We start from the raw sequence: 24226 nt of genomic DNA on the forward strand, positions 1-24226 counted from the left end.
GCGACAGAACCAGCCGACGCCTTGTCGCACAATTGCGACAGCGGGCACCGGAACCGGAAAGCGTTGCAGGTCTAGTTGCTGCCGACGACGCAGCGGCGCACGCCGTTTTGCAACGTACAGGACTGCCCGCTGAACCCGCCTTGCACTGCGGGTCGTGTCGTCCCTTCATCAGAAGCGATCGCGACGCCGGTTTCAGGCAGCCGCGCGACAAGGGCCAGAACCTCCGGCGCGATATCGTAATCATTCGACAGATAATCCGCGAGGCTTTGCTGCGACGTCCCCGGTTTGCCGACTTCTGACAAGACGTAATATTCGTGGTTGTTCCACGCCCGCCCGCTGTTCGCCATCAACCGCGCATAGGTGCGCGCCGTGTTTTCCGCGCTGCCGTCTTCAAGCAGTTGCAAAACGTCGCCTCTGATAACCTCGAGGCTGGGATAATTCAGCAAAAGACCTGTCATGTCGGTGATCTCGAACGTCGCGATCTGGGTAACAAGCCGCTGGTTGAGCGTGTCCAGCGCCTTGCCTTCATTCAGCATCGCCATCGCGCGGTAGGCGGGTGTCGGGCGCGGCGGCAGGTCCGACAACGGGTCGGCGTCGCGCGGAACAAACCCAAGACCCGCCAGGACATCGCCCGATCGGGTGGGCAACCTGTCATTGACCGCGGCAAGGTCCAATCCGCCCAGCAACGCGGCAAGCGCAGCGTCGCTGCTGTTTGTCAGGATGGAAATCTCGACCGTTTCGGCGACCTCGGGATCACCGACCGTGGCGGACAGATAGCGGTAATTCACCGGGACAGGCACCTCGTTGCCGTCGATGACGGAATGACGCGGGTTCATGTAGAACGGCACCGCCTCAAGCGATCCGAAGACATCGCGCTCGGGTTCTTCCTCGACCGCGGCCGGACCATACCCAAGCCGTTCGGCAAAGCTAGCGCGGCGCTGCACGAAAGGCGCGGTCTGCATACGCAGCGCGATCATTTCCTCGCCAGAAGAGAATGTCAGCGCGACCCCGTCCTCGTTGCCGAGCCGTGCGCTTTCGAATGCGAACAGGATATCGTTCGTCGTGGTCGCGGCCGTTGGTGCCGGGTCGAAAAGCGCGCCGGTGATGGTTTCACCATCCGCTGTCTGGTAGGGTGCCGTGGTCCAGCCCGCCGGCGGCGTGATCGTCACCGATTGCAGGCTTCTGGCCAAGGTGTAGCTGTCCAATCCCTGCTTGAAAAAGAACAGGATCGCCGCCGCAAAAACGACCAGACCGACACCAAGAACAGGAAGAAGGATGCGCATGACGCTGGACCCCTTTGATGATACGTTTCACGATGAAAAACAAAGCAAACGCCGCATCCGGGATTTTCCGAAGTCGGGCAGAACTGGTTGTGATATCAGTGTAGCGTCATAACATGCTTGGCACAACCAGATCTGGCGGCCGATGCCCATCGGAAAAGGTCTTGATGTTAACAATTACTTTCTCGCCCATCTCGATCCGGCCTTCCAGCGTGGCCGACCCCATATGGGGCAGCAGGATCGCGTTGGGCAATTCCTTCAGACGGGGGTTGATCAGGTGGCCGCGCTCGAACACATCAAGGCCCGCGCCTGCGATTTCACCGGCACGCAGCATCCGCGTCAGCGCGTTTTCGTCGATCACCTCGCCGCGGGACGTGTTCACGATCACGGCGCTGGGTTTCATCAGTTTCAACCGGCGTGCGTTCATCAAATGGAAGGTCGACGGCGTATGCGGGCAGTTGATCGACAGGATGTCCATCCGCGCGACCATCTGGTCGAGACTTTCCCAATAGGTGGCATCCAGCGCCTCTTCCACCTCTGGGCGCAGACGGCGACGGTTGTGGTAATGGACCTGCAGACCAAAGGCAGCAGCGCGTTTGGCGACCGCCTGCCCGATCCGGCCCATGCCAAGGATGCCAAGACGCCGCCCCTTGATCCGGCCCCCCATCATCGCGGTGGGCGTCCAGCCCTGCCATGTGTCCGATTGCGCGAGTTTGATCCCCTCGCCCATCCGGCGCGTCACGCCAAGGATCAGCGCCATCACCATATCGGCGGTGTCATCGGTCATCACGCCCGGCGTGTTGGACACATGGATGCCGCGCTGGCGCGCGGTCGCCACATCGATATGGTCGACACCCGCGCCGTAATTGGCAATGAGCTTGAGCTTGTCACCCGCACGCCCCAAGATTTTCGCGTCGATCTGGTCGGTGATCGTGGGCACCAGTACATCGGCGGATTGCATCGCATCGACCAGTTCGTCCGGCGTCATCGGCGCGTCGGTATCGCGCAACTGCACGTCGAACAATTCCTTCAGCCGGGTTTCGACCTGCTCTGGCAATTGTCGCGTCACGACAACAGTAAGATGCTTTCCTGGCATGGTTCGTCCCTCTTGGCTTTTCAAATCCGGTCCTGCGTGGCAGGTTGCGCCAAAGGGACGCGCAGCACAAGAACGGCGCGCCCGAAACGGGCAGTAAAAGGTAGAAAATGAACAGTTTCGTTCGGTGGCCCCGCGTTGCGCGCATGGCCGTTTGCGCCGTGCTGCTGGCCAGTGCCGCCGCCGTTGCGCAAGAGGCCAGCGACGGCCCCGCAATCGGGCCTGAAACCAACCTGCCAGTGCCCCGTTTCGTGTCGCTGAACGCGGGCGAGGCCAATGTGCGGCGCGGCCCGTCGCTGTCGCACCGGATCGACTGGGTGTTCAAACGCCGCAATATGCCGCTGCAACTGGTCGCGGAATACGGCCAGTGGCGGCGCGTGATCGACCGCGACGGGCAAGGCGGATGGATTCACTACACGCTGCTGTCGGGCGCCCGCACGGTCCTTGTCAACGAAGAGCGCACCACGCTGCGCGCGCGCCCCGACCCGGATGCGACCGAGAACGCGATCCTCGAACAGGGTGTCATCGCGCGGCTGGGCGAATGCGAGCCGGACTGGTGCCAGCTCAACGCGGGCGGCTATCGGGGCTGGGTGCCGAAATCGGACATCTGGGGTGTCACCCCCGAAGAACTGCGCGAATAGCACCCGCGCATTGTCAGCGGCAGCGTGATTGCCTAAGCACCGGGGATGAGCACACAACATGACACCCGCCTGAACCTGTCCGCCGGGCTTTTGTCCGTTACGGTCGCCGCCGTGCTGGTCGCGGCCAAGCTGTGGGCACTGGCGGAAACGGGGTCGCTGGCAGTGGCCGCAACGCTGGCGGACAGCGCGCTGGACCTGATGATGTCGCTGGGCGGTCTGGCCGCCATCGCCTATGCCGCCAAACCCGCCGATGACGACCATAATTTCGGACATACCTCGGCCGAGGATCTGGCGGCGCTCGGCCAATCGTTGTTCATCCTTGTCTCGGCGGGGGTGATCGCAATCGCGGCCGTGCTACGGCTGCTCGACGACACCACGGCCATGCCGCAGGCCGAAGGGTTCGGGATGGCGGTCATGGTGTTTTCCATCATCGTCACGCTGGGGCTGGTGACCTGGCAGCGCCATGTCGCGCGGCGCACCGGCAACAAGGTCGTGCTGGCCGACAGCCTGCATTACATGGGCGATCTGATCCCAAATATCGGGGCGATTGTCGCGCTCTGGGCCTCGGCCCGGTTCGGGCTGTTCGAGATCGACAGCGTCGTGGCGCTGGGGGCTGCGGCCTTTCTGGCGGTCGGCGCGCTGCGGATCGGCAAGGGTGCCTGGGACGCGCTGATGGACCGGCAGGCTGATCCTGCGATGATCGCAGGCATCCGGCAGATCGTGGAAGGTTGCGACGGCGTGCGCGGGCATCATGACCTGAAAACCCGCGTCGCGGGCAGCCGTGTGTTTGTGAACCTGCATATCGAGCTTGATGGCGCGCAATCGCTGGACGCCGCCCATGCCATCGGGGCGCGCCTGCGCCGCGCGATCACCGCAGCCTACCCCAGCGCTGACGTGCTGATCCACAAGGACCCGGTGGGCGTGGAACGGCATCCCGACGACCCGCGCCGCTGATGGTGCAGGGGGCGCTGCCCCCGCCCCTGCGGGGCTCCCCCGGGATATTTAGGCTCGGAAGATGGTCAGGCGGCCAGACCGCGGCCTTTCAGCAAGGCATCCACCCCCGGCATCCGACCCCGGAAGGCGGTGTAAAGATCGGCGGCATCCACCGACCCGCCCGAGGACAGCACGGTTTGTTCCAGTTTGGCGGCGGTGGCGGGATCGAACGGATCGCCTGCTTCCGCGAAGGCAGCGAAGGCGTCGGCATCCATCACCTCGGACCACATATAGCTGTAATAGCCGCTGGAATAGCCGTCACCGGCGAAAACATGCGCGAAATGCGGGGTCGCGTGGCGCATGCCGATGGCGCGCGGCATTCGAATCTGTTCGAGGATCTCCGCCTGCCGCTGAATCGGATCGGCGGGGGCAGGCCCGTCGTGGAACCCCAGATCAACAAGGGCCGAAGCCACATATTCCACCGTCTGGAACCCCATGTCGTAATTTGCGGCCCCCAGCATTCGTTGCAGCAAATCGTCGGGCATCGCAGCCCCTGTCTCGGCATGGGTCGCAAATTCGGACAGGACGGCGGGAACCTCCAGCCAGTGTTCGTAAAGCTGGCTTGGCAATTCCACGAAATCGCGCGCGACAGAGGTGCCGCTGATGCTTTCATAGGTCACATCCGACAGCATCTGGTGCAGCGCATGGCCGAATTCGTGAAACAGCGTGCGCGCGTCGTCATAAGACAAGAGCGCGGGTTTGCCCGCTTCCGGTTTGGCGAAGTTGCAGACGTTGATGACATGCGGGCGGACATCGCCGCCCAGCCGTTTTTGCGACCGCATCGCCGAACACCACGCCCCCGACCGTTTTGATCCGCGCGCGAAGTAATCGCCGATAAACACAGCGACATGCTGGCCATCGCGCGTGACCTCCCACATCCGCACATCCGCGTGGTAGACGGGGCCGTCGATGGGGGTGAAATCCAGCCCGAAGAGCCTGTGCGCACAGGCGAAGGCCGCGTCGATCATCCGGTCGAGTTGCAGATAGGGTTTGAGTTCGGCCTCGTCCAGATCATGTAACGCGCGGCGGCGTTTTTCGGCGTAGTAGCGCCAGTCCCAGGGTTCCAGCGGGCCTGTGTGGCCGTCCGCCTGCAGCATGTCCGCCAGCACGGAGGCATCCGCTTCGGCGGCGGCTTTGGCGGGGTGCCAGACCTGCATCAAAAGATCGCGCACCGCAGCCGGATTGCCCGCCATTTCGGTTTCCAGCTTGAAATCGGCAAAGCTCGCGTAGCCCAACAGCGCCGCGCGTTCCTGCCGCAGGGCCAGCGTTTCGGCTGCGATCGCGCGGTTGTCGGTCGCCCCGCCATTGGCCCCGCGCGCACCCCAGGCCTGATAGGCCTTTTGCCGCAAATCACGCCGGTCTGAGAATTGCAGGAACGGCACGATCAGGGACCGCGACAGGGTGACGACCGGACCGTCCACGCCTTTTTCAGCCCCTGCAGCCCGCGCTGTCGCCCGCACGAAATCGGGCAGACCGTCCAGATCATCGGGGCCGAGCGGCATGAACCAGTCGCGTTCATCGGCCAGCAGGTTCTGCACGAATTGCGTCCCCAGCACCGACAGACGCGATTTCACGGCGCGCAGGCGGGCGGCTGCTTCGCCTTCCAACAAAGCGCCCGACCGCACGAATCCGCGTCGTGTCAGCATCAAGACGCGCTGTTTTTCGGCGGTCAGATCAAGCGTGTCGCGGGCAGACCAGAGCGCCTCGATCCGGGCGAAAAGCGCCTTGTTTTCGGAAATCTCGGAGGAATAGGCGCTGAGCAACGGCGCAAAATCGCGCTGCAACGCTTCGCGCGCGGGATTGCTGTCAGCGCCTGCGAGGCTGTAGAACGCCCCCAGCACACGGTTCAGCGTCGCGTCGGCCTGTTCCAGCGCCTCGATCGTATTGGCGAAATCGGGCGCTTCGGGATTGTCCGCAATGGCGGCGATATTCGCGCGGGAAGTGGCCAATGCGTTAGCCACCGCAGGCGCGAAGTCGTCGTCAGTGATCGCGGCGAATGGTGGCAGGCCAAAAGGCGTGTCCCAATCGGTCAAGAGCGGGTTGGTCATGGCAATTCTCCTTTGGATGGCGTCAGGCCCTTGCCCGCGCAGACCGCGCAATCTGGCCGCGGTGTGATCGTGATGGTCCGGGTCTGGGCATAAAGCGCGTCGTAGATCAGCAAACGCCCCGACAGCGTGTCACCCGCCTGCGTGATCGCCTTGATCGCCTCGACCGCCATCATCGCGCCGATCACACCGGGCAGCGGACCAAGCACGCCCGCCTCGGCGCAGCTGGGGACCAGCGCCGGATCGGGGGCCTGCGGGAACACGCAGGCATAGCAGGGGGTGCCATGGGCGGGGTCGTAAAGGCTGATCTGCCCTTCCCATTGCGTCAGGGCGGCGGCGATCAGCGGGATGCCCCGCGCCACGGCGGTGTCGTTGACCAGATAGCGGGTCGCGAAATTGTCGCTGCCATCCAGCACCAGATCGTAATCGGCGAAAAGATCGGCGGCGATATCCGGCGTCAGGCGGCGGTGATAGGGGCGCACGGTCACAAACGGGTTCTGCGCCACCATCGCCGCGGCGGCGGAATGCACCTTGGGCATCCCGATGTTCTTGTCCATATGGATCACCTGCCGTTGCAGGTTCGCGTTCTCGACACTGTCGTCGTCAATCACCCCGATGGTGCCGATCCCGGCAGCAGCCAGATATTGCAGCGCGGGCGCGCCAAGCCCCCCTGCCCCCACGACCAGCACCTTTGCGTCGCGCAGCGCCTTCTGCCCCGGTCCGCCGATTTCGCGCAGAACGATGTGGCGGGCATAGCGGTTCAGTTCGGTCTCAGAAAAGCTGCCGGGTTTGGTGACGGGCGCTGTCACCGGCGTGACGCGCGCGCGCAACCGGCCAAGACCCTTGCGATATGCCGCCACAATAAAGCCGAAGGCGATCAGCAGGCCCCAGAGCCGCGCATCGCCGCCTGTCGCCATGCGCAAAGGATGACCGGCGGGCAGGATCACATGCAGCATCATCACGCCCACCAGCAGGATCGCCAGCATCGTCCATCGCGCGTGATAGGGCGCTTTCATCGCGATGCCGATCCCCCATAGGGCGGCGGCCATGGCGCCCACCATGATCATGTGCCGGTGGACCCGAAACCGCCGGCGCCGCGCGCCGTCTCCGACAGACCGTCCACGAGCGCAAAACTCGCTTGCACGACGGGGGCCACGACCATCTGCGCGATGCGCATGCCGTGCGTGATGGTCACATCGTCTGTGCCGTGGTTGATAAGGATCACGCCGACTGGCCCGCGATAATCGCTGTCGATGGTGCCGGGGCTGTTGAGCAAGGTCAGCCCATGGCGCAGCGCCAGACCGGAACGGGGCCTGATCTGCACCTCGAATCCCGCAGGGATGTCCATGCGCAGGCCGGTGGGCACCAGCATCCGCGCGCCGGGGGCCAGATCGCGCGCCTGTCTGTCAGAGAAGTTGGCGCAAAGGTCGGCACCGGCGGCACCCTCCGTCGCGTAGAGTGGCGGGCCGAGCGTGGTATCAGCGCCTTCATCCCAGACGATCCGTATCTGCGGTGTCATGTGATCGCCTGCGCGATGCGTTGGGCCAGTTGGGCGGCGACCGCATCCTTGGTCATGCGGGGCCAGCTTTCGGCACCTTGATCGGTAATCAGCGTCACCGCATTCTCGGACCCGCCCATGATGCCTGTCGCGGGGGATACGTCATTCGCCACGATCCAGTCGCAGCCTTTGCGCAGCCGTTTGGCCGTGGCGTGGGCAATGACATCGTCGGTTTCAGCGGCAAAGCCCACGACCAGTGCCGGACGCCCTGCCCCCATCTGCGACACCGTCGCCAGAATGTCGGTGTTTTCGGCGAATTCCAGATGCGGCAGGCCGGTGGCGGTTTTCTTGATCTTGCTCTGGCCTGCATTGGCGACCCGCCAATCCGCGACGGCGGCGGCAAAGACAGCCGCGGCGGCGGGCTTTGCCGCCTGCACCGCCGCCAGCATGTCTGCTGCTGTCTGCACGTGCACGACATGCACGCCGTCGGGCGGCGGCACATCGGCGGGGCCGGTGATGAATGTCACCTCGGCCCCAAGTCCCGCCAGCGCGCGGGCAATCGCCGTGCCTTGTGCGCCCGATGACCGGTTCGCGATATAGCGCACGGGATCAATCGGCTCATGCGTCGGGCCGGATGTGACAAGGATATGCTTGCCTTTCAGCGGACCGTCGGACAGGGCGGCCCCGATGGCGGCGATGATCTGCGGCACTTCGGCCATCCGGCCGGGGCCGAATTCGCCGCAGGCCATGACACCTTCATCGGGGCCGGTCACCAGCACGCCGTCGCCGTTCAAGGTCGCCAGATTGCGCTGCGTCGCGGGGTGGTTCCACATCCGCACATTCATCGCGGGCACGATCAGCACGCGCTTGTCGGTGGCCAAAAGCAGGGTCGAGGCCAGATCATTCGCCAGCCCGCCGGCCATTTTTGCCACCAGATCGGCGGTGGCCGGGGCCACGACGACCAGATCGGCAGCGCGGGACAGTTCGATATGGCCCATTTCGGCCTCATCCGTCAGGTCGAACAGGTCTTGATAAACCTTCGATCCCGCCAGCGCCGACAGGCTGAGCGGTGTCACGAATTCCGCCCCCGCCTTGGTCAGAACAGGCGTCACGTGCGCGCCCTGATCGCGCAGTCGGCGCAGCAGGTCGAGCGATTTGAAAGCGGCGATGCCGCCGCCCACAATCAGCAGAATATGTCGCCCCGCCAGCATGGTCTTTCTCCGGTCAATTCCAGTCGGACCTTAGGGCGGAACCGACCGGAAAGACAATGTGGCGTCTCAGGCGAAGAAGGATTGCACTTCGTTGCTTTGCGCCTCGAGGCTTTTGCGCATCTTGCCAAAGGCCGCCGCCTCCAGCTGGCGGACGCGTTCCTTGGACAGGCCAAGCTCGGACCCGAGGCTTTCCAGCGTGCGAGGCGCGTCGCGCAATTTGCGTTCGCGCACGATGAATTGCTCGCGGTCGTTCAACGCGGACAGCGCCGTGACCAGCCACTGGCGCAGCGTGTCCGTGTCATGCGAATTCTCGACCTTTTCGGCGGCTTGCGGCGCGTTATCTTCGAGCGCGTCAATCCATTCGCGGCCTTCGTCATCGACCGATTGCGTGGCGTTAAGCGAAAAGTCGGACCCCGACAACCGACCGTCCATCATCTGCACGTCGTGCAATGGCACGCCGACCTCGACGGCAATCAGCGCGTGCAGTTCGTGCGTTTCGATGCTGCGCCCTTCGGCAGCGGCTTCGCGTTCCAGACGGGCCTGCACGCGGCGCATGTTGAAGAACAGCGATTTCTGCGATGATGTCGACCCGGTCCGCACCATCGACCAGTTGCGCATCACGTAATCCTGAATGGATGCCTTGATCCACCAGACCGCATAGGTCGAAAACCGCACGCCGCGGTCGGGGTCGAATTTGTCGGCGGCTTTCATCAGCCCGACGGATGCTTCCTGGATCAGGTCATTCATCGGCGCGCCGTATCGCTTGAATTTCGACGCCATCGAGATCGCGAGCCGCATATAGGCGGTGATCAGGCGGTGCAGTGCTTCTTCGTCGCGCTGGTCGCGCCAGGCGTAGGCCAGACGCAGTTCTGTTTCGGCATCCAGCAATTCTGCACGCATCGCGGTCCGTGACAGTGTTTGATCAGAGAAACCACTTACGGCCATTATTCTTCTCCCAGATTGTCGAGCGATGGATTAACTTTTCTTTATGACTTTGTTACGAAGCGGATCTGAAACCGGATCACTTAAACCGCCATGACATCATTGCCCAAACTGACGCTTGTGCTAGGAGGCGCTGCCTCTGGAAAATCGGCCTACGCCGAGGGGCTGGTTGCGGGCAGTGGCCTGCAAAAGGTCTATATTGCAACGGCCCAAGTGTTCGACGACGAGATGGTGGCCAAGGTCGCCCGCCACCGCGACATGCGCGGCACCGGCTGGACCACGGTCGAAGAACCGCTGGACGTGGGTGCCATCTTGTCGCAGCGCGGACCGGGCAGCGCGGTGCTGGTCGATTGCGCGACGCTGTGGCTGACCAACGTGATGCTGGCCGACCATGAAGTGCCTGCCGCCTCGGCCGCTTTCGTGCAGGCGCTTGCGGATTGCGCCGCCCCTGTCGTTGTTGTGTCGAACGAGGTGGGACAGGGCATTGTGCCCGACAACGCGCTGGCGCGGCGGTTCCGCAATGCGCAAGGCGCGCTCAACCAAGCCATCGCATCACAGGCCGACCGTGTGGTCGTCGTGATGGCGGGCTTGCCGCTGGTCCTGAAATGACGCGGTTTTGGTGGGTACGGCATGCGCCGACGCATGAGAAATCCTTTGTCGGCTGGCGTGATGTGCCTGCCGACTTGTCGGACACGGCCCTGATCGGGCGCGTCGCGGACCATCTGCCCAGCGATGCGGTGATCGTGGCATCCGACCTGCAACGGGCCTCGGCCACGGCGGATGCGATCGGGCGCGGGCGCCATCGCCTGCCCGATTTGCCCGCCCTGCGCGAGATGGATTTCGGCGTCTGGGACGGGATGGACTGGCGCGCCGTCGCCGCCCGCGACCCGGACCTCAGCCGCGATTTCTGGGAACAGCCGGGCGATCTGCGCGCCCCTGACGGCGAAAGCTGGAACGATGTCAGCACCCGTGTCGCCCGCGTGGTCGATGACCTCACCACGCGTTTTACGGGGCGCGACATCGTGCTGGTGGCGCATATGGGTGTCATCATGACGCAAATCCAGCGCGCCTCGGGCAGTACGGCCTATCAGGCGCTGGGCCACCAGATCGACAATCTGTCGGTGACACAGATGGCGCGTGACGGGGCGGGCTGGACCTTGGGCGCGGTCAATCATCTGCCGTGATGGGGCGGATCACGCGATGTGGCTTTGCCGCGCCAGCATTGGCGGCTAACCTTTGCCCATGACATATACAGTTTACATCGGTGACCGGACATTCAGCAGCTGGTCCTTGCGCGGCTGGCTGATGCTGGAAAAGTTCGGCTTGCCCTATCAGACGCGGATGGTCGGGCTTTATTCAGGCACGATGACGGCCGAGCTTGCCCGGATACCGCCCGCGCGTACCGTGCCTGCGATGACGACGCCGGAAGGCTTCGTTTTGACCGACAGCCTTGCCATGGCCGAAACTTTGGTCGAACGCCATCCGGACATCGCGCTTTATCCCACTGACCCCGCCGCACGCGCGCTGGCCCGGTCGATCTGCGCGGAAATGCATAGCGGTTTCGGCGCGTTGCGCGGCGACTGCCCGAACATCATCAGCCATGTCTGGGACGGTTTCACGCCGTCCGCCCCCGTGCTGGCCGATCTGGCCCGGATCGAGTCTCTCTGGTCGCTGGCGCGCGCGCGTCACGGGACCGACAGCCCCTGGCTGTTCGGGGACTATACGCTGGCGGATGTATTCTATGCGCCCGTCGCGATGCGGATCACGACATATGGTCTGCCCGTGAGTGCCGCCGCGCAGGCCTATGTCGATTCCCATCTGCGCGACCCGGCCTTTCTGGAGTGGCGCAAGGCGGCGATGACAGAGGTCCACGACCCTTGGCCTTACCCCATGGATCTGCCGCGCAAGGCCTGGCCCGTTAACCATTCGTAAACCGGCACCAGCTACCCGTTAACCAACAAGCGGGAGCAGCGCATGGTCGCCATCGCCTATACAGTGGCCTTCGAGGGGATCGAGGCCCGATTGGTCGAGGTGCAATGCGCCGTGACGCCGGGCGTGCCCGCGTTCAATATCGTGGGCCTGCCGGACAAGGCCGTCTCCGAGGCCCGCGAAAGAGTGCGCGCGGCGCTGACCGCGATGGCCATCGCGCTGCCGTCCAAGCGGATCACGATCAACCTCTCGCCCGCCGACCTACCCAAAGAGGGGTCGCATTTCGACCTGCCTATCGCGCTGGCGCTGCTTGCGGCACTCGACATCATTCCGCGCGACGAGGCGGCACAGACCGTGGCCTTGGGGGAATTGTCGCTCGACGGCACCCTGGTGCCCGTGGTCGGCGCCTTGCCCGCCGCGATGACGGCGGCCAGCGAAGGGCGGATGCTGCTATGTCCCGCTGCCTGCGGGGCAGAGGCCGCGTGGGTCGGGGTGGCCAATGTGATTGCACCGAAAAGCCTGGCCGCGATGGTCCGCCATTTCACTGGCCAAAGCGTGATCGCGCCATCGGTGCCAGGCGAGGCGCAAACCCTGACACGCAGCCGCGATTTCGCCGAAGTCAAAGGCCAGGAACGGGCCAAGCGCGCGCTGGAAATCGCCGCCGCCGGACGGCATCACCTGCTGCTGGTCGGCGCGCCGGGGTCTGGCAAATCCATGCTGGCCGCGCGGATCGCGGGTATCCTGCCGCCCTTGTCCCCCGCCGAGGCGCTGGAAACCTCGATGATCCATTCGCTCGCGGGATTGCTGGACGATGGCGGGATCAACCGCGAACGCCCGTTCCGCGAACCGCATCATACGGCGTCGATGGCGGCGATCGTCGGCGGCGGGCGCGGGGCGAAACCGGGCGAGATTTCGCTCGCGCATAACGGCGTGCTGTTCATGGACGAATTCCCCGAATTCCCGCGCACCGTGCTTGAAACCCTGCGCCAGCCGATCGAAACCGGCGAGGTCGTGGTCGCCCGCGCCAATGCGCATGTGCGCTATCCCTGCCGGTTCATGCTGGTCGCCGCCGCCAACCCCTGCAAATGCGGCTATCTGACGGACCCCGCGCGCGCCTGCACCCGCGCGCCCATCTGTGGCGAGGATTACATGGGCCGCATTTCCGGCCCCCTGATGGACCGCTTCGATCTGCGGGTCGAGGTGCCGCCGGTCGCCTTTCAGGACCTCGATCTGCCGCAATCGGGCGAAAGCTCTGTGGTGATCGCGGCGCGGATCGCGGCGGCGCGGGCGCGGCAGACGGCCCGGTTCGCAGGGCACACCGAGGCGCGGGTCAATGCCGATGCCGAAGGCCACCTGCTTGAACAGATCGCCACACCGGACGCCGAAGGGCGCGCGCTGTTGCTGCGCGTGGCCGAGAAATTCGGCCTGTCGGCGCGCGGTTATCACCGGATTTTGCGCGTGGCGCGGACGATCGCCGACCTGGACGGGTCGGACGAGGTTCACCGCAACCACGTGGCCGAGGCTGTGGGCTATCGGCTGGCCATGGCGAAAGAGGTCTAGTTTCGGCTTCCGTTGGGCTCCGAAACGCCGTGCGGAGATTACGTCAAATCGCGCGCGCGCCGGCTTTCGATCGCCTGCCAGATCTTTTCGGCGATGTTGACGCCGTCGAATCTTTCGAGTTCCTGAATACCCGTGGGCGAGGTCACGTTGATTTCCGTCAGCCAGTCACCGATCACGTCGATCCCCACGAAAACCTGGCCCTTTTCACGCAGAAGCGGCCCGATCCGGGCGCAGATTTCATGGTCGCGGTCGGTCAGCGCCACCTTTTCGGGGCGGCCGCCGACGTGCATGTTGGACCGCGTTTCGCCGGTTGCAGGGACACGGTTGATCGCGCCGACAGGCTCGCCATCGACAAGGATGATGCGCTTGTCGCCCTTGGACACCGCCGGCAGGAATTGCTGCATGATCAGCGGTTCGCGGTTGATGCCCGAAAACAATTCATGCAGCGACGCAAGGTTCGCATCACCCCCCGCCAGTTTGAACACACCCGCACCGCCGTTGCCGTAAAGCGGCTTGAGGATCACGTCACCATATTCCTCGCGGAACGCGCGCAGGGTCGGCAGGTCGCGTGCGATCATCGTCGGCGGTGTCAGGTCAGGGAAGTTCAGGACCAGCAGCTTTTCCGGGTAGTTGCGCACCCAGAACGGATCGTTGACCACCAGTGTTTCGGGGTGGATCATGTCAAGGATATGCGTCGTCGTGATGTAACCCATGTCGAACGGCGGGTCCTGACGCAGCCAGACCACATCCATGTCGCGCAAGTCGGTCTCGGTCGCCTCGCCCAGCCGGAAATGGTCGCCTCTGATGCGCTGAACATGCAAGGGCCAGCCGCGGGCGATCACGCGTCCCCGGTCATAGGCGAGCTTGTCGGGGGTATAATAGAACAATTCATGGCCCCGCGCCTGAGCCTCTTCTGCGATGCGGAACGTGCTGTCGGCATCGATGTTGATCGGCCCGATCGGGTCCATCTGAAACGCAACTTTCAACGCCATGGTGCAACCTTTGTCAGCGGGTGATACCGCTACATGCCGCAGCGCGCGGCCCGGCGCAATGGTGCGTTCAGGCTTCCATGAAGGCGTTTTCGATCACGTTGACCGCCCCGCGCCTGTCAACAAGCGCCAGATCGAATCGCATGTCGGTCAATTGTCCCATTGGCTCGCCTGCGAGATACTCCGACGCGCTGGCGCAAAGCCGGTCCATCTGCCGTCGCCCCAGACGCAGGGCAGCCTGCGCGAAGTTGGTGCTTTTCTTGACCTCGACGAAAACCAGCGTGTCACCGTCCCGCATGATCAGATCGATTTCGCCAGATTTGCCGCGCCAGCGCCGTGCCGCGACCTGATGGGCGCGCCCAGTGTAGTCGCGCGCCACGATATCTTCGGCGGCAAGGCCCGCGTGATAGCTGGTATGACCTGTCATGACTGCTCTCCCAAACCTAGGGCGATCTGGTAGACCTGCCGTCGTGGCAGGCCCAGCGCCCCTGCCACAACCGTGGCTGCATCCTTTACACGCATCGTTTTCATCGCTTCCTTCAACGCCGCCGTCACATCGAGATCGGCCACATCGGTCGCCCCAGCACGCCCGACCAGCACGACCAGTTCGCCCTTGACGTTGCGGTCAGCATAAAGCCGCGCCACATCGTCCAGAGTTCCGCGGGTCGTTTCCTCGAATCGTTTCGTCAATTCCCGGCAGACGACTGCTTGCCGACCACCGCCCAGTATATCGCGCAAACTTGCTAACATTTCCCCAACGCGTTTTGGGCTTTCGTAAAAAACCAAGGTAAACGGCACATCGCGCAATGCGGCGATTTCGGTTTCGCGTTGCTGACGCGCGGCGGGCAGAAAACCCACAAAGGCAAACCTGTCCGTCGGCAGGCCCGATACCGTCAGCGCGGCAAGCACCGCAGAGGCACCTGGCGCGGTCGTGACGGCGACACCCGCCGCGATGGCGGCACGTCCCAATTCATAGCCCGGATCAGCGACCAACGGCGTTCCCGCCTCGGACACATAGGCCACAGATTTGCCTGCAGCCATGTCAGCGACCAGCCTGTCGACAGCCCCTTCACCGCTGTGATCGTGAAAGGCGACGACCTTGCGTCCGTTCAGTGGAACGCCATGGATCTCCATGAGTTTCCGCGCGGTACGGGTGTCTTCGGCCGCGATCAGATCCGCTGACGCAAGAATATCGAGCGCCCGCAACGTGACATCGCGCGCCGACCCGATAGGCGTTGCAACGAAGTACAAACCGGCAGAGAGTGGCTTGCTCAGATGATTCATGGCTGGACCCTTGCCCCCCCTGCTTTATGATGTCGCCCAAACAATGCGCGGCGCGCCGGGTCGGTGGACCTGCCGCCTTGTGCAGCAATCAGAAGGAATAGCACGATGTTCGCCCCTTTTCGTCAGGCCTGCAAGCCGGTAGCGCGCCTTTTTGCCCTTTTGTCGCTTGCATGGCTCGCGGCGTGCGACACGACCTTGCAGGACGGCGCCAATGTCGGGCCGACGGTGGACCCATCCCAGCCAGTGCAAGTGGCGCTGCTGGTGCCGGGTGGGTCGGGCGAAGGCAGCGACACGTTCCTTGCACAAAACCTCGAGAACGCGGCACGTTTGGCCATCGCAGACCTGAACGGGCCGCAGATCGCCTTGCGTGTCTACAATACCGGATCTGATCCGACACAGGCCGCCAGTGTCGCGCGGATGGCCGTCGAAGATGGTGCGCAGATCATTCTGGGGCCTCTGTTTGCCGAGGCAGCGAACGCGGCGGGCGTCGCGGTGGCCGGAAGCAACGTCAACGTGCTCGCGTTTTCCAACAATACCAGCATTGCGGGCGGGAACGTGTTTATCCTGGGGCAAACATTCGACAATACCGCGCGCAGGCTGGTGCAATACGCAAGCCGGCAGGGCGTCAACCGCTTCATGATCGCGCATGGTCAGGACATCGGCGGCGAAATGGGCCGGGACGCGATCAGCGCAGCGGTCCGTCAGAACGGGGCGCAGGTGGTCGCGATCGAATCCTATCCATTGTCGCAAGCCGGGATCTTCTCATCGACCCGCCGGATCGTCGGCACCGCGCGGTCCTCCGGGGCGCAGGCGATCTTTACCACGGCGGGGGCGAATGCCGATCTGCCGATCATCGCCACGGGCCTGCCCGAGGCTGGCCTTGCCGTCGCCGACACCCGGCTGATCGGGCTGACCCGCTGGGATACCGTGCCGCAGCTTTTGTCTATCCCCGGTGTCCAGGGCGGCTTGTTCGCCCTGCCCGATCAAGGCCCCGCGACATTGTTCCAGAACCGCTACAGCGCGATTTACGGATCGCAGCCGCACCCGCTGGCCGGGCTTGCCTATGACGGGATCGCCGCCGTCGGGGCGCTGATGGCCACAGGCGATGGCGCGCTGACCCGTTCCGCGCTGACCACACCCCAGGGGATCCGCGGCACTTCGGGCATGTTCCGGCTGCTGCCCAACGGACGGAATGAACGTGGCCTGGCCGTGGCCACCATCCAACAGAATCAGGTCGTGATCCTTGAACAAGCCCCTAGAAGCTTTGGCGCAGCCGGGTTCTGAACCCGTCCGCACCCGCCATGTCGAAGCGCCGGACGGATTGATCTGTCCGGCGTCCGTCATTTTTGACACGGTCGCCGTCACTGCGCGCATCAATGATGAAACCGCCGGCGTCACGTCCGAAAAAGAGGTGCGCGCCATCGTCGTGCGCATCCTGACCGAGGCGCGCCAGGCGGGTCTTGCCGAGATCAGTACCGCATTTGCGATGCAGCCTTTCGCGTCGCGCCCGACGACCCGGTCCTATTCATGGCTGACCGACCAGATTGTCACAATCATCCTCGATGTGGCCACACGCCGCCTGCATCCCGCTCCGAACCCGACAGACGCGGAAAAGCTGTCACTGATTGCCGTTGGCGGCTACGGGCGCGGCGAAATGGCCCCCTATTCGGACGTCGACCTGCTGTTTCTGACGCCCTACAAAATAACCCCCTGGGCCGAAAGCGTGATTGAATCCATGCTTTACATGCTCTGGGACCTGAAGCTGAAGATCGGCCATGCCAGCCGCACCGTAAAGGATTGCGTGCGCCTTGCGCGCGAGGATTACACCATCCGCACGTCGCTCGTTGAATATCGTTATCTGGCGGGCGATGCGGCACTGGCGCGATCACTGGGACAGCGGCTCTGGCAGGACCTGTTCCGCAATACCGCCAGTGATTTCATCGAAGCCAAGCTGGCCGAACGCACCGAACGCCACCGCAAGCAAGGCGGCCAACGGTATATGGTCGAACCCAACGTGAAGGAAGGCAAAGGCGGGCTGCGCGACCTGCAATCGCTGTTCTGGATGAGCAAATACGTCAATGGCGTGAAGGACGCGGCCGAACTGGTCGGACTTGGCGTTTTCACGCAGGACGAATTTGAAACTTTCGTGAAGGCCGAGGATTTTCTGTGGTCGGTGCGCTGCCATCTGCACCTGATCGCAAACCGGGCAATGGACCAGTTGACCTTCGACATGCAGGTCGAGGTGGCGTCCGCCATGGGCTATACCGATCATGGCGGCCGGCGTGCGGTCGAACATTTCATGCAGGCCTATTTCCGCGAGGCGACACGGGTCGGCGAATTGACCCGCATTTTCCTGACCGCGCTCGAAGCCACGCACACCAAGCCCGAACCGATGCTGATGCGTCTGCTGGCCCGCCGCAAGGCAGCCAAGCCACCCTACACGATCAAGCAGAACCGCCTGACCGTGGCCGACGAAAAGGCATTCTTTGCCGACAAGCTGAACATGCTGCGCATCTTCGAGGAAGCCTTGCGGACCGGCACATTGCTGCATCCCGATGCCATGCGCCTGATCGCGTCGCATCTGGATGTGATCGACGATGATTTGCGGCAGAACCGGGAAGCCAGCCGCATCTTTCTGGATATGATGCTGAAACACGGCAACCCCGAACGGGGCCTGCGGCGCATGAACGAACTGGGGATGCTGGGTGCCTTCATGCCCGAATTCGCGCCCATCGTCGCGATGATGCAGTTCAACATGTATCACCATTACACCGTCGACGAACATACGATCCAATGCATCAGCAACCTTGCCCAGATCGAACGGGGCGAGTTGATCGAGGAATTGCCCGTCGCCAGCGGGATTCTGAAGCGCGGGATCAACCGCAAGGTGCTTTATGTGGCGCTGCTCCTGCATGACATCGGCAAGGGCCGGACCGAGGATCACGCCATTCTGGGCGCACAGATCGCGCGCAGGGTCTGTCCGCGTCTCGGGCTCAACAAGAAGGAATGCGAAACCGTCGAATGGTTGATCCGCTATCACCTGCTGATGTCTGACGTGGCGCAGAAACGCGATATCGCCGAACCGCGCACGGTGCGCGGCTTTGCCAATGCGGTCAAATCAGTGGAACGGCTGGACCTTTTGACCGTGCTGACGGTCTGCGACATCCGCGGCGTCGGCCCCGGAACCTGGAATAACTGGAAAGCGGTGCTGATCCGCAATCTCTATAAGGCGACCAAGGCCGCGCTGGAAACCGGCCTCGAGGACCTCAACCGCGAAAGCCGCGAAACCGAAGCGAAACGCGCCCTGCGCGCCGCGCTGTCGGACTGGGACGCCAAGGCGCTGAAAACCGAGGTGGGCCGCCATTACGGCCCCTATTGGCAGGGCCTGCCCAATGCCGCACAGGTCATTTTCGCCAATCTCTTGCGCGAGATCGACGATAACCAGATCTGCATCGACCTGATGCTGGACGCCGACCGTGACGCGACCCGCGCCTGTTTTGCCATGGTGGACCATCCGGGCCTGTTCAGCCGGATGACCGGCGCGCTGGCGCTGGTCGGCGCGAATATCGTGGATGCACGCACCTATACGTCCAAGGACGGCTATGCCACGGCCGTATTCTGGGTGCAGGACGACGAAGGCAACCCCTACGAGGAAAGCCGCCTGCAACGCCTGCGCCAGATGATCGTGCGCACCCTGCGCGGCGAAGTGGTGGCGCGCGAAGCGCTCAAAGACAAGGACAAGATCAAGAAACGCGAACGCGCCTTCAAGGTCGATACCAAGATCACCTTCGACAACGAAGGGTCCGAAATCTACACCATCATCGAGGTGGATACCCGCGACCGCCCCGGCCTGCTCTATGATCTGACGCGGACCTTGGCCAACGCGCATGTCTACATTGCCTCCGCCGTGATTGCGACCTATGGCGAACAGGTGGTCGATACCTTCTACGTCAAGGATATGGTCGGGTTGAAATATTATTCCGAAGCCAAGCGCCAAAGCCTTGAACGCAAACTGCGCGAGGCGATCGCGCAAGGCGCACAGCGGGCGATATCGTGATATTGTCCCAATGGGTGCAGGCATGAAACAGGTTCGCCTGATGTCCGGTTTCTTCACGGTCGGGCTCTGGACCCTGCTCAGCCGCGTGGCGGGGTTTGTGCGCGACATTTTCATCGCGGCCTATCTCGGCACCGGTCCGGTCGCCGAGGCGTTTCTGGTCGCCTTCTCGCTGCCCAACCTCTTTCGCCGGTTCTTCGCCGAAGGCGCGTTCAACATGGCCTTCGTGCCGATGTTCGCCAAAAAGGTCGAGGCGGACGACGGCGCGCATCAATTCGCGCAGGATGCCTATCTTGCGATGTGGGTGATCCTGTCGGTTTTCACCGTGATCGGGATCGTGGCGATGCCGGCCCTTGTCACGGCCATGGCCAGCGGGTTCATCGGGTCGGAACGGTTCGATCTCGCAGTCTACTACGGGCGGATCGCCTTTCCCTATATTCTGTTCATCTCGTTGACGGCCCTTCTGTCGGGCGTGCTGAATGCGACAGGCCGTTTCACCGCCGCCGCCGCTGCCCCCGTGATCCTGAACGCGGGCTTCGTCGTCGCCTTGCTGATCGCGGCGGCAACGGGCAACGGCCCCGCGATGGACGATCCCGAACGGATGGGTCTCTGGCTGGCCTATGCGGTGCCGCTGGCAGGGATCGGGCAATTGACGATGGTCTGGTGGGCGGCCAAGCGCGCGGGCTTCGCGCTCCGGATCGGCAGACCGCGCTGGACGCCCGCGCTGAAACGGCTGGCGATCATCGCAGCCCCCGCGGCACTTGCAGGTGGCGTCGTGCAGATCAACCTGCTGGTAGGCCGTCAGGTCGCCAGCTATTTCGACGGGGCGGTGGCCTGGCTGAACTACGCGGATCGACTGTATCAACTACCGCTCGGCGTCGTCGGCATCGCCATCGGCGTCGTGCTGTTGCCGGACCTGTCACGCCGCCTGCGCGCGAATGACCTTGCAGGCGGCAAGGATGCGTTCAACCGCGCTTGCGAAGTTTCGCTCGCCCTGACGATCCCGGCGGCTGTGGCGCTGATGGTCATCGCCCTGCCCTTGGTCGGCGTGCTGTTCGAACGGGGTGCCTTTGACGCCGCCGACACCGCCACCACGGCGCTGGCGGTTGCGGTTTACGGCCTCGGCCTGCCCGCCTTCGTGATGCAGAAAACGCTGCAACCTTTGTTCTTCGCGCGCGAAGACACCAAGCGCCCGTTCTATTACGCCCTTGTGGCGCTGGTACTGAATGCCGCGCTTGCCATCGGGCTGTCGCCTGTTATCGGCTTCATCGCCGCCGCATGGGGCACCAGCCTGACGGGCTGGGCCATGGTCTGGCTTCTCTGGCGCGGCAGCCGCACCATGGGCGACGCCGCCGATTTCGACGCAAGGTTCAAATTGCGCTTGCCGCGGATCATCGCGGCCTCGGCTGTGATGGGTCTGGTGCTGGCCGCGCTCGCCGCCGTGATGGCGCCGTTCTTTGACATCCCGACATGGCGCTATCTGGCGCTGCTGGTCCTGATCATGGCAGGCATCGTGACCTATTTCGGCACAGGTCAGGTCATCGGCGCATTCAAACTCGCCGAATTCCGCCGCGCGATGAAACGCTGATCTTCGATCATCTTCCGAGCCCAAATATCCCCGCCGGAGGCCTAAAAGTCATTTACGACCGCTCCCGCATCCGCGCGAGCAGAATAGCCCAGCCACCCGGCGCCAAAGGAATGGCCAGCACGAAACCTGCCACGAATCCCGCCAGTTCCGCGATCCATGACTGGCCCGCGCCGAAGATCAGCCCGAACACAAGTTGCAGCGCCAGCAGGAAACCGATCAGCCGGAAGGCCATCAGCTGGTTCTGCCCCGCCTGCCCCAGCCGCAGCCAAAGCACATAGGTATAGGCCCCGATCAGGCCATAGACAGGCGTAAAGCCGCCCAGCAACGGCGCATTGCCGTCGACCAGCAGACCAAAGGCGACCGCGCCCACAATCGCGCAGGCCAGATAGATCACCAGCACCTTCAGCCCGCCGAAATATTCGGACGTGAACTTGCCCAAGGCCAGCGTCAGTGCGGCACAAAACGCCATCTGCACGATTTCGCCGTTGATGAAAGGATAGGTCACAAACCGCATCAGGATATCGGGCGACCAATCGCCCTGCACCAGCACGCGGTCCAGCACGGCGGGGGAAAACCCGAACCGGCCCACCGCCTCCATCCGCCAGCCAAGGCCGCGCGGCCCGCCGATCAGCCCCGCATTCGCCAGCTGGAACACCACCTCGGCCCCCACGATCAGCAGCGCAAGCCCGATGACGACGGGCGACAGGTCATTGATCGGTTTTTCGGACATCAGTGTGCGGCCTTTGCGGGCAGTTGAAGTTGACGGGTCTGTCTGGCATGGGTATGCGACGCTTGCCCCGAAATCCAGCCCGGACGTTGCCCCATGACACAGCCGACCTTCACCCCGCGCGTCTTTTCCGGGATCAAACCCTCGGGCGGCCTGCAACTGGGCAATTATCTGGGGGCGATCAAGCGCTTTGTCGGCATGCAGGGCACGATGGAAACGATCTATTGCGTCGTCGATCTGCACGCGATCACCGTCTGGCAGGACCCCAAGGATCTGGCGCACGGCACGCGCGAGGTTGCGGCGGGCTATCTGGCGGCTGGCCTCGACCCTGCGAAATCCATCCTGTTCAACCAAAGCCGCGTGTCGGGCCATGCAGAGCTTGGCTGGATCTTCAACTGCGTCGCGCGCGTGGGCTGGATGAACCGCATGACCCAGTTCAAGGACAAGGCGGGGTCGAATGCGGAAAAGGTCTCGCTCGGGCTCTATGCCTATCCGTCGCTGATGGCCGCCGACATCCTGCTCTATCATGCGACCCATGTGCCCGTAGGCGAGGACCAGAAACAGCATGTGGAACTGACGCGCGACATCGCCGCCAAGTTCAACCACGATTACGGCGTCGATTTCTTTCCGCTGACCGAACCTGTCATCGACGGGCCGGCCACCCGCGTGATGAACCTGCGCGACGGCACCAAGAAGATGTCGAAATCCGGCGAAAGCGACATGGAACGCATCAACATGCTTGATGATGCCGACACGATCGCCAAGAAGTTCAAGAAAGCAAAGACAGACCCCGCCCCCCTGCCCGAAACCGTCGAAGGGCTGAAAACCCGCCCCGAGGCGCGCAATCTGGTCGAAATCTACGCAGCCCTCGACGACACCACGCCAGAGGCTGTGATCGCGCAATATCCCGGTGCCGGCTGGGGCACGTTCAAGCCTGCGCTGGCAGATCTGGCGGTGGCGAAACTGGCCCCGATTTCGCAAGACATGGCGCGGTTCATGGACGACCCCGCCGAGATCGACCGCATCCTTGCGCAAGGGGCCGACAAGGCGCGCGCCATCGCGGAACCTGTGTTGCAGCGGACCTATGACATCGTGGGCCTGCTGCGCGGCTGATCTGCAAAGGCGCACAGGGGGCCTGTTTGTATGCCCGATGACGAAAGGGCGGAACATGCCTATCCTGATAGCATAGCTGAAAGGATCGCCGCCATGTCCGCCCCCGCCACCACCCGTATCGGTCACGTGCATCTGCGCGTCGCTGACCTTGACCGCGCAATTGCCTTTTACGGCGATGTTCTGGGATTTCACGTGACGCAGCGCTATGGCGCAGGTGCGGCCTTTCTGGCGGCGGGCGATTATCACCACCATATCGGGCTGAACACATGGGAAAGCCTTGGCGCCACGCCCCCACCCGCGGGACATACGGGCCTTTATCACACCGCGATCCTGTACCCTGACCGTGCGTCGTTGGGGGCCGCCATCGCGCGGGTTCTGGCGGCAGGGATCCCGCTGGACGGTGCCGCTGATCACGGTGTGAGCGAAGCGGTCTATCTGCGTGATCCGGACAAGAACGGTGTCGAGCTTTACGTCGACAAGCCGCAGGCGGACTGGCCGCGCGATGCGACAGGCGCGCTGCGTATGGTCAATGACAGGCTGGACGTGCAGGCCTTGATCGCTCTCGCGCCAAAGCTGTCACAAAATTGAATCGGGCCGATGGGACCTTGCTATTGCGCGGCATGGATTCGCTCTGCTCTGCCCCGGCTCGGTGTCATCCCGCCCCTTTGGCGCCCCGGTCTTGCAGGCACCCGGTGTTTCCCCGGCACCGGGTGCCGACGCAGCCGCCCGTTGCCAGTGCCATTGTCCTGCTGCACTATGCCCCCGAACAGGAGAATGAACATGCGCAAGTTTCTGGTGGTGCTGGATGACAGCCGCGAATGTCTGAACGCGATGCGGTTCGCCGCGATGCGCGCTGCACGGTCGGGCGGCGGTGTGACCATTCTGTCGGTGATCCCGCCCGATGAATTCAACCACTGGATCGGCGTCGGAGAAATCATGCGCGCCGAAGCCCGCGAACGGATTGAGGTGCATTACGAGGTTTTCGCGAAATGGATGCGCGACAAGCAGAACGTCCACCCCGAACTGATCATCCGCGAAGGCGAACCGCTGGACGAGATCATCGCCCAGATCACCGAAGACCCCGAAATCGGCGTGCTGGTGCTCGGCGCGGGCAGCGACAACAAGGGCCCCGGCCCGCTGGTCACGCAACTCAGCCGTCAGGCAGGCAGCCTGCCGGTGCCGATCACCATCGTGCCGGGCGATCTGTCCAAGGAACGGCTCGAATCGATCACGTGACGGCAGAGCAATTTAGAATCATTCCAAATCCTTGACAGATCGC

General features: G+C 63.5%; 23 protein-coding genes. 12 read left to right on the forward strand and 11 right to left on the reverse strand.

Translation table 11 applies throughout. From position 1 onward, the window contains the following. Positions 1–71 precede the first annotated feature (71 nt). A complete protein-coding gene (locus tag H147_RS0106675) occupies positions 72–1283 on the reverse strand; it encodes a hypothetical protein (RefSeq protein ID WP_019954578.1) in 1212 nt (403 codons plus the stop codon). A gap of 106 nt (positions 1284–1389) precedes the next feature. Then, positions 1390–2376 (reverse strand): 2-hydroxyacid dehydrogenase, encoded by a 987-nt coding sequence (locus H147_RS0106680; RefSeq protein ID WP_026352316.1) that lies wholly within the window; start codon positions 2374–2376, stop codon positions 1390–1392. Positions 2377–2483: 107 nt separating this feature from the next. Between H147_RS0106680 and H147_RS0106685 the strand changes: the two genes are divergently transcribed. Next, positions 2484–3014: an SH3 domain-containing protein gene (locus H147_RS0106685; RefSeq protein ID WP_026352317.1), complete on the forward strand. Its 531-nt coding sequence runs from the start codon at positions 2484–2486 to the stop codon at positions 3012–3014. A gap of 45 nt (positions 3015–3059) precedes the next feature. After that, positions 3060–3968, forward strand: coding sequence for a cation diffusion facilitator family transporter (locus H147_RS0106690; RefSeq protein ID WP_019954581.1), 909 nt, complete (start codon positions 3060–3062; stop codon positions 3966–3968). A gap of 65 nt (positions 3969–4033) precedes the next feature. On the opposite strand, the gene H147_RS0106695 is transcribed toward H147_RS0106690, so the two are convergent. The 5 genes from H147_RS0106695 to H147_RS0106715 form a co-directional block, all read right to left on the reverse strand. Further along, positions 4034–6055 carry a M3 family metallopeptidase gene (locus H147_RS0106695; RefSeq protein WP_019954582.1) on the reverse strand — a complete coding sequence of 674 codons (2022 nt, stop codon included), beginning with the start codon at positions 6053–6055 and terminating at the stop codon, positions 4034–4036. Continuing rightward, complete coding sequence (locus H147_RS0106700) at positions 6052–7119, reverse strand: HesA/MoeB/ThiF family protein (protein ID WP_019954583.1); 1068 nt, start codon at positions 7117–7119, stop codon at positions 6052–6054. The genes H147_RS0106695 and H147_RS0106700 overlap by 4 nt, the downstream gene beginning before the upstream one ends. Then, the gene (dut, locus tag H147_RS0106705) at positions 7116–7571 is read right to left on the reverse strand and encodes a dUTP diphosphatase (protein WP_019954584.1); all 456 of its coding nucleotides are present in this window, start codon (positions 7569–7571) and stop codon (positions 7116–7118) included. Before dut ends, H147_RS0106700 begins: the two co-directional genes overlap by 4 nt. Next, complete coding sequence (gene coaBC, locus H147_RS0106710) at positions 7568–8761, reverse strand: bifunctional phosphopantothenoylcysteine decarboxylase/phosphopantothenate--cysteine ligase CoaBC (protein WP_019954585.1); 1194 nt, start codon at positions 8759–8761, stop codon at positions 7568–7570. The genes dut and coaBC overlap by 4 nt, the downstream gene beginning before the upstream one ends. A 66-nt stretch (positions 8762–8827) precedes the next feature. Continuing rightward, on the reverse strand, positions 8828–9706 hold the full coding sequence (locus H147_RS0106715) for an RNA polymerase factor sigma-32 (protein WP_026352318.1): 879 nt from the start codon (positions 9704–9706) through the stop codon (positions 8828–8830). 90 nt (positions 9707–9796) lie between these two features. On the opposite strand from H147_RS0106715, the gene cobU reads away from it, so the two are divergent. Genes cobU through H147_RS0106735 form a run of 4 tightly spaced genes read left to right on the forward strand, consistent with a single transcriptional unit; the run spans position 9797 to position 13192 of the window. Further along, entirely contained in the window at positions 9797–10312 is a 516-nt protein-coding gene (gene cobU, locus H147_RS0106720) for a bifunctional adenosylcobinamide kinase/adenosylcobinamide-phosphate guanylyltransferase (RefSeq protein ID WP_019954587.1), read from the forward strand. Beyond that, positions 10309–10887: a histidine phosphatase family protein gene (locus H147_RS0106725; protein ID WP_019954588.1), complete on the forward strand. Its 579-nt coding sequence runs from the start codon at positions 10309–10311 to the stop codon at positions 10885–10887. The genes cobU and H147_RS0106725 overlap by 4 nt, the downstream gene beginning before the upstream one ends. Positions 10888–10945: 58 nt before the next feature. Beyond that, entirely contained in the window at positions 10946–11635 is a 690-nt protein-coding gene (locus H147_RS0106730; RefSeq protein ID WP_019954589.1) for a glutathione S-transferase, read from the forward strand. 42 nt (positions 11636–11677) lie between these two features. Then, a complete protein-coding gene (locus H147_RS0106735) occupies positions 11678–13192 on the forward strand; it encodes a YifB family Mg chelatase-like AAA ATPase (protein ID WP_019954590.1) in 1515 nt (504 codons plus the stop codon). A 38-nt stretch (positions 13193–13230) separates the two neighbouring features. Here H147_RS0106735 and gshB read toward each other — a convergent pair whose 3' ends face one another. The 3 genes from gshB to rsmI all read right to left on the reverse strand — a co-directional run bounded on the left by gshB (position 13231) and on the right by rsmI (position 15465). Further along, positions 13231–14184 (reverse strand): glutathione synthase, encoded by a 954-nt coding sequence (gene gshB, locus H147_RS0106740; protein WP_019954591.1) that lies wholly within the window; start codon positions 14182–14184, stop codon positions 13231–13233. Between the two features lie 67 nt (positions 14185–14251). Further along, positions 14252–14608, reverse strand: a complete 357-nt coding sequence (locus H147_RS0106745) for a YraN family protein (RefSeq protein WP_019954592.1) — start codon at positions 14606–14608, stop codon at positions 14252–14254. Next, positions 14605–15465 (reverse strand): 16S rRNA (cytidine(1402)-2'-O)-methyltransferase, encoded by an 861-nt coding sequence (gene rsmI / locus H147_RS0106750; RefSeq protein ID WP_026352319.1) that lies wholly within the window; start codon positions 15463–15465, stop codon positions 14605–14607. Before rsmI ends, H147_RS0106745 begins: the two co-directional genes overlap by 4 nt. Before the next feature lie 105 nt (positions 15466–15570). Between rsmI and H147_RS0106755 the strand changes: the two genes are divergently transcribed. Genes H147_RS0106755 through murJ form a run of 3 tightly spaced genes read left to right on the forward strand, consistent with a single transcriptional unit; the run spans position 15571 to position 21107 of the window. After that, positions 15571–16749 carry a penicillin-binding protein activator gene (locus H147_RS0106755; protein ID WP_019954594.1) on the forward strand — a complete coding sequence of 393 codons (1179 nt, stop codon included), beginning with the start codon at positions 15571–15573 and terminating at the stop codon, positions 16747–16749. Continuing rightward, positions 16730–19522, forward strand: coding sequence for a [protein-PII] uridylyltransferase (locus tag H147_RS0106760; protein WP_019954595.1), 2793 nt, complete (start codon positions 16730–16732; stop codon positions 19520–19522). Before H147_RS0106755 ends, H147_RS0106760 begins: the two co-directional genes overlap by 20 nt. A gap of 22 nt (positions 19523–19544) precedes the next feature. Further along, positions 19545–21107: a murein biosynthesis integral membrane protein MurJ gene (murJ, locus tag H147_RS0106765; RefSeq protein ID WP_026352320.1), complete on the forward strand. Its 1563-nt coding sequence runs from the start codon at positions 19545–19547 to the stop codon at positions 21105–21107. Positions 21108–21159: 52 nt separating this feature from the next. Here murJ and H147_RS0106770 read toward each other — a convergent pair whose 3' ends face one another. Next, complete coding sequence (locus H147_RS0106770; RefSeq protein WP_019954597.1) at positions 21160–21837, reverse strand: rhomboid family intramembrane serine protease; 678 nt, start codon at positions 21835–21837, stop codon at positions 21160–21162. Positions 21838–21930: 93 nt separating this feature from the next. Here H147_RS0106770 and trpS point away from each other — a divergent pair, with 93 nt between their 5' ends. The 3 genes from trpS (at position 21931) to H147_RS0106785 (ending at position 24183) form a co-directional block, all read left to right on the forward strand. Then, positions 21931–22947, forward strand: a complete 1017-nt coding sequence (gene trpS, locus H147_RS0106775; protein WP_019954598.1) for a tryptophan--tRNA ligase — start codon at positions 21931–21933, stop codon at positions 22945–22947. 93 nt (positions 22948–23040) lie between these two features. Continuing rightward, complete coding sequence (locus H147_RS0106780) at positions 23041–23535, forward strand: VOC family protein (protein ID WP_026352321.1); 495 nt, start codon at positions 23041–23043, stop codon at positions 23533–23535. Between the two features lie 192 nt (positions 23536–23727). After that, complete coding sequence (locus H147_RS0106785; RefSeq protein WP_026352322.1) at positions 23728–24183, forward strand: universal stress protein; 456 nt, start codon at positions 23728–23730, stop codon at positions 24181–24183. Positions 24184–24226: the final 43 nt, after the last annotated feature.

The sequence above is a fragment of the Yoonia vestfoldensis DSM 16212 genome, assembly GCF_000382265.1.
Lineage (GTDB): Bacteria > Pseudomonadota > Alphaproteobacteria > Rhodobacterales > Rhodobacteraceae > Yoonia > Yoonia vestfoldensis.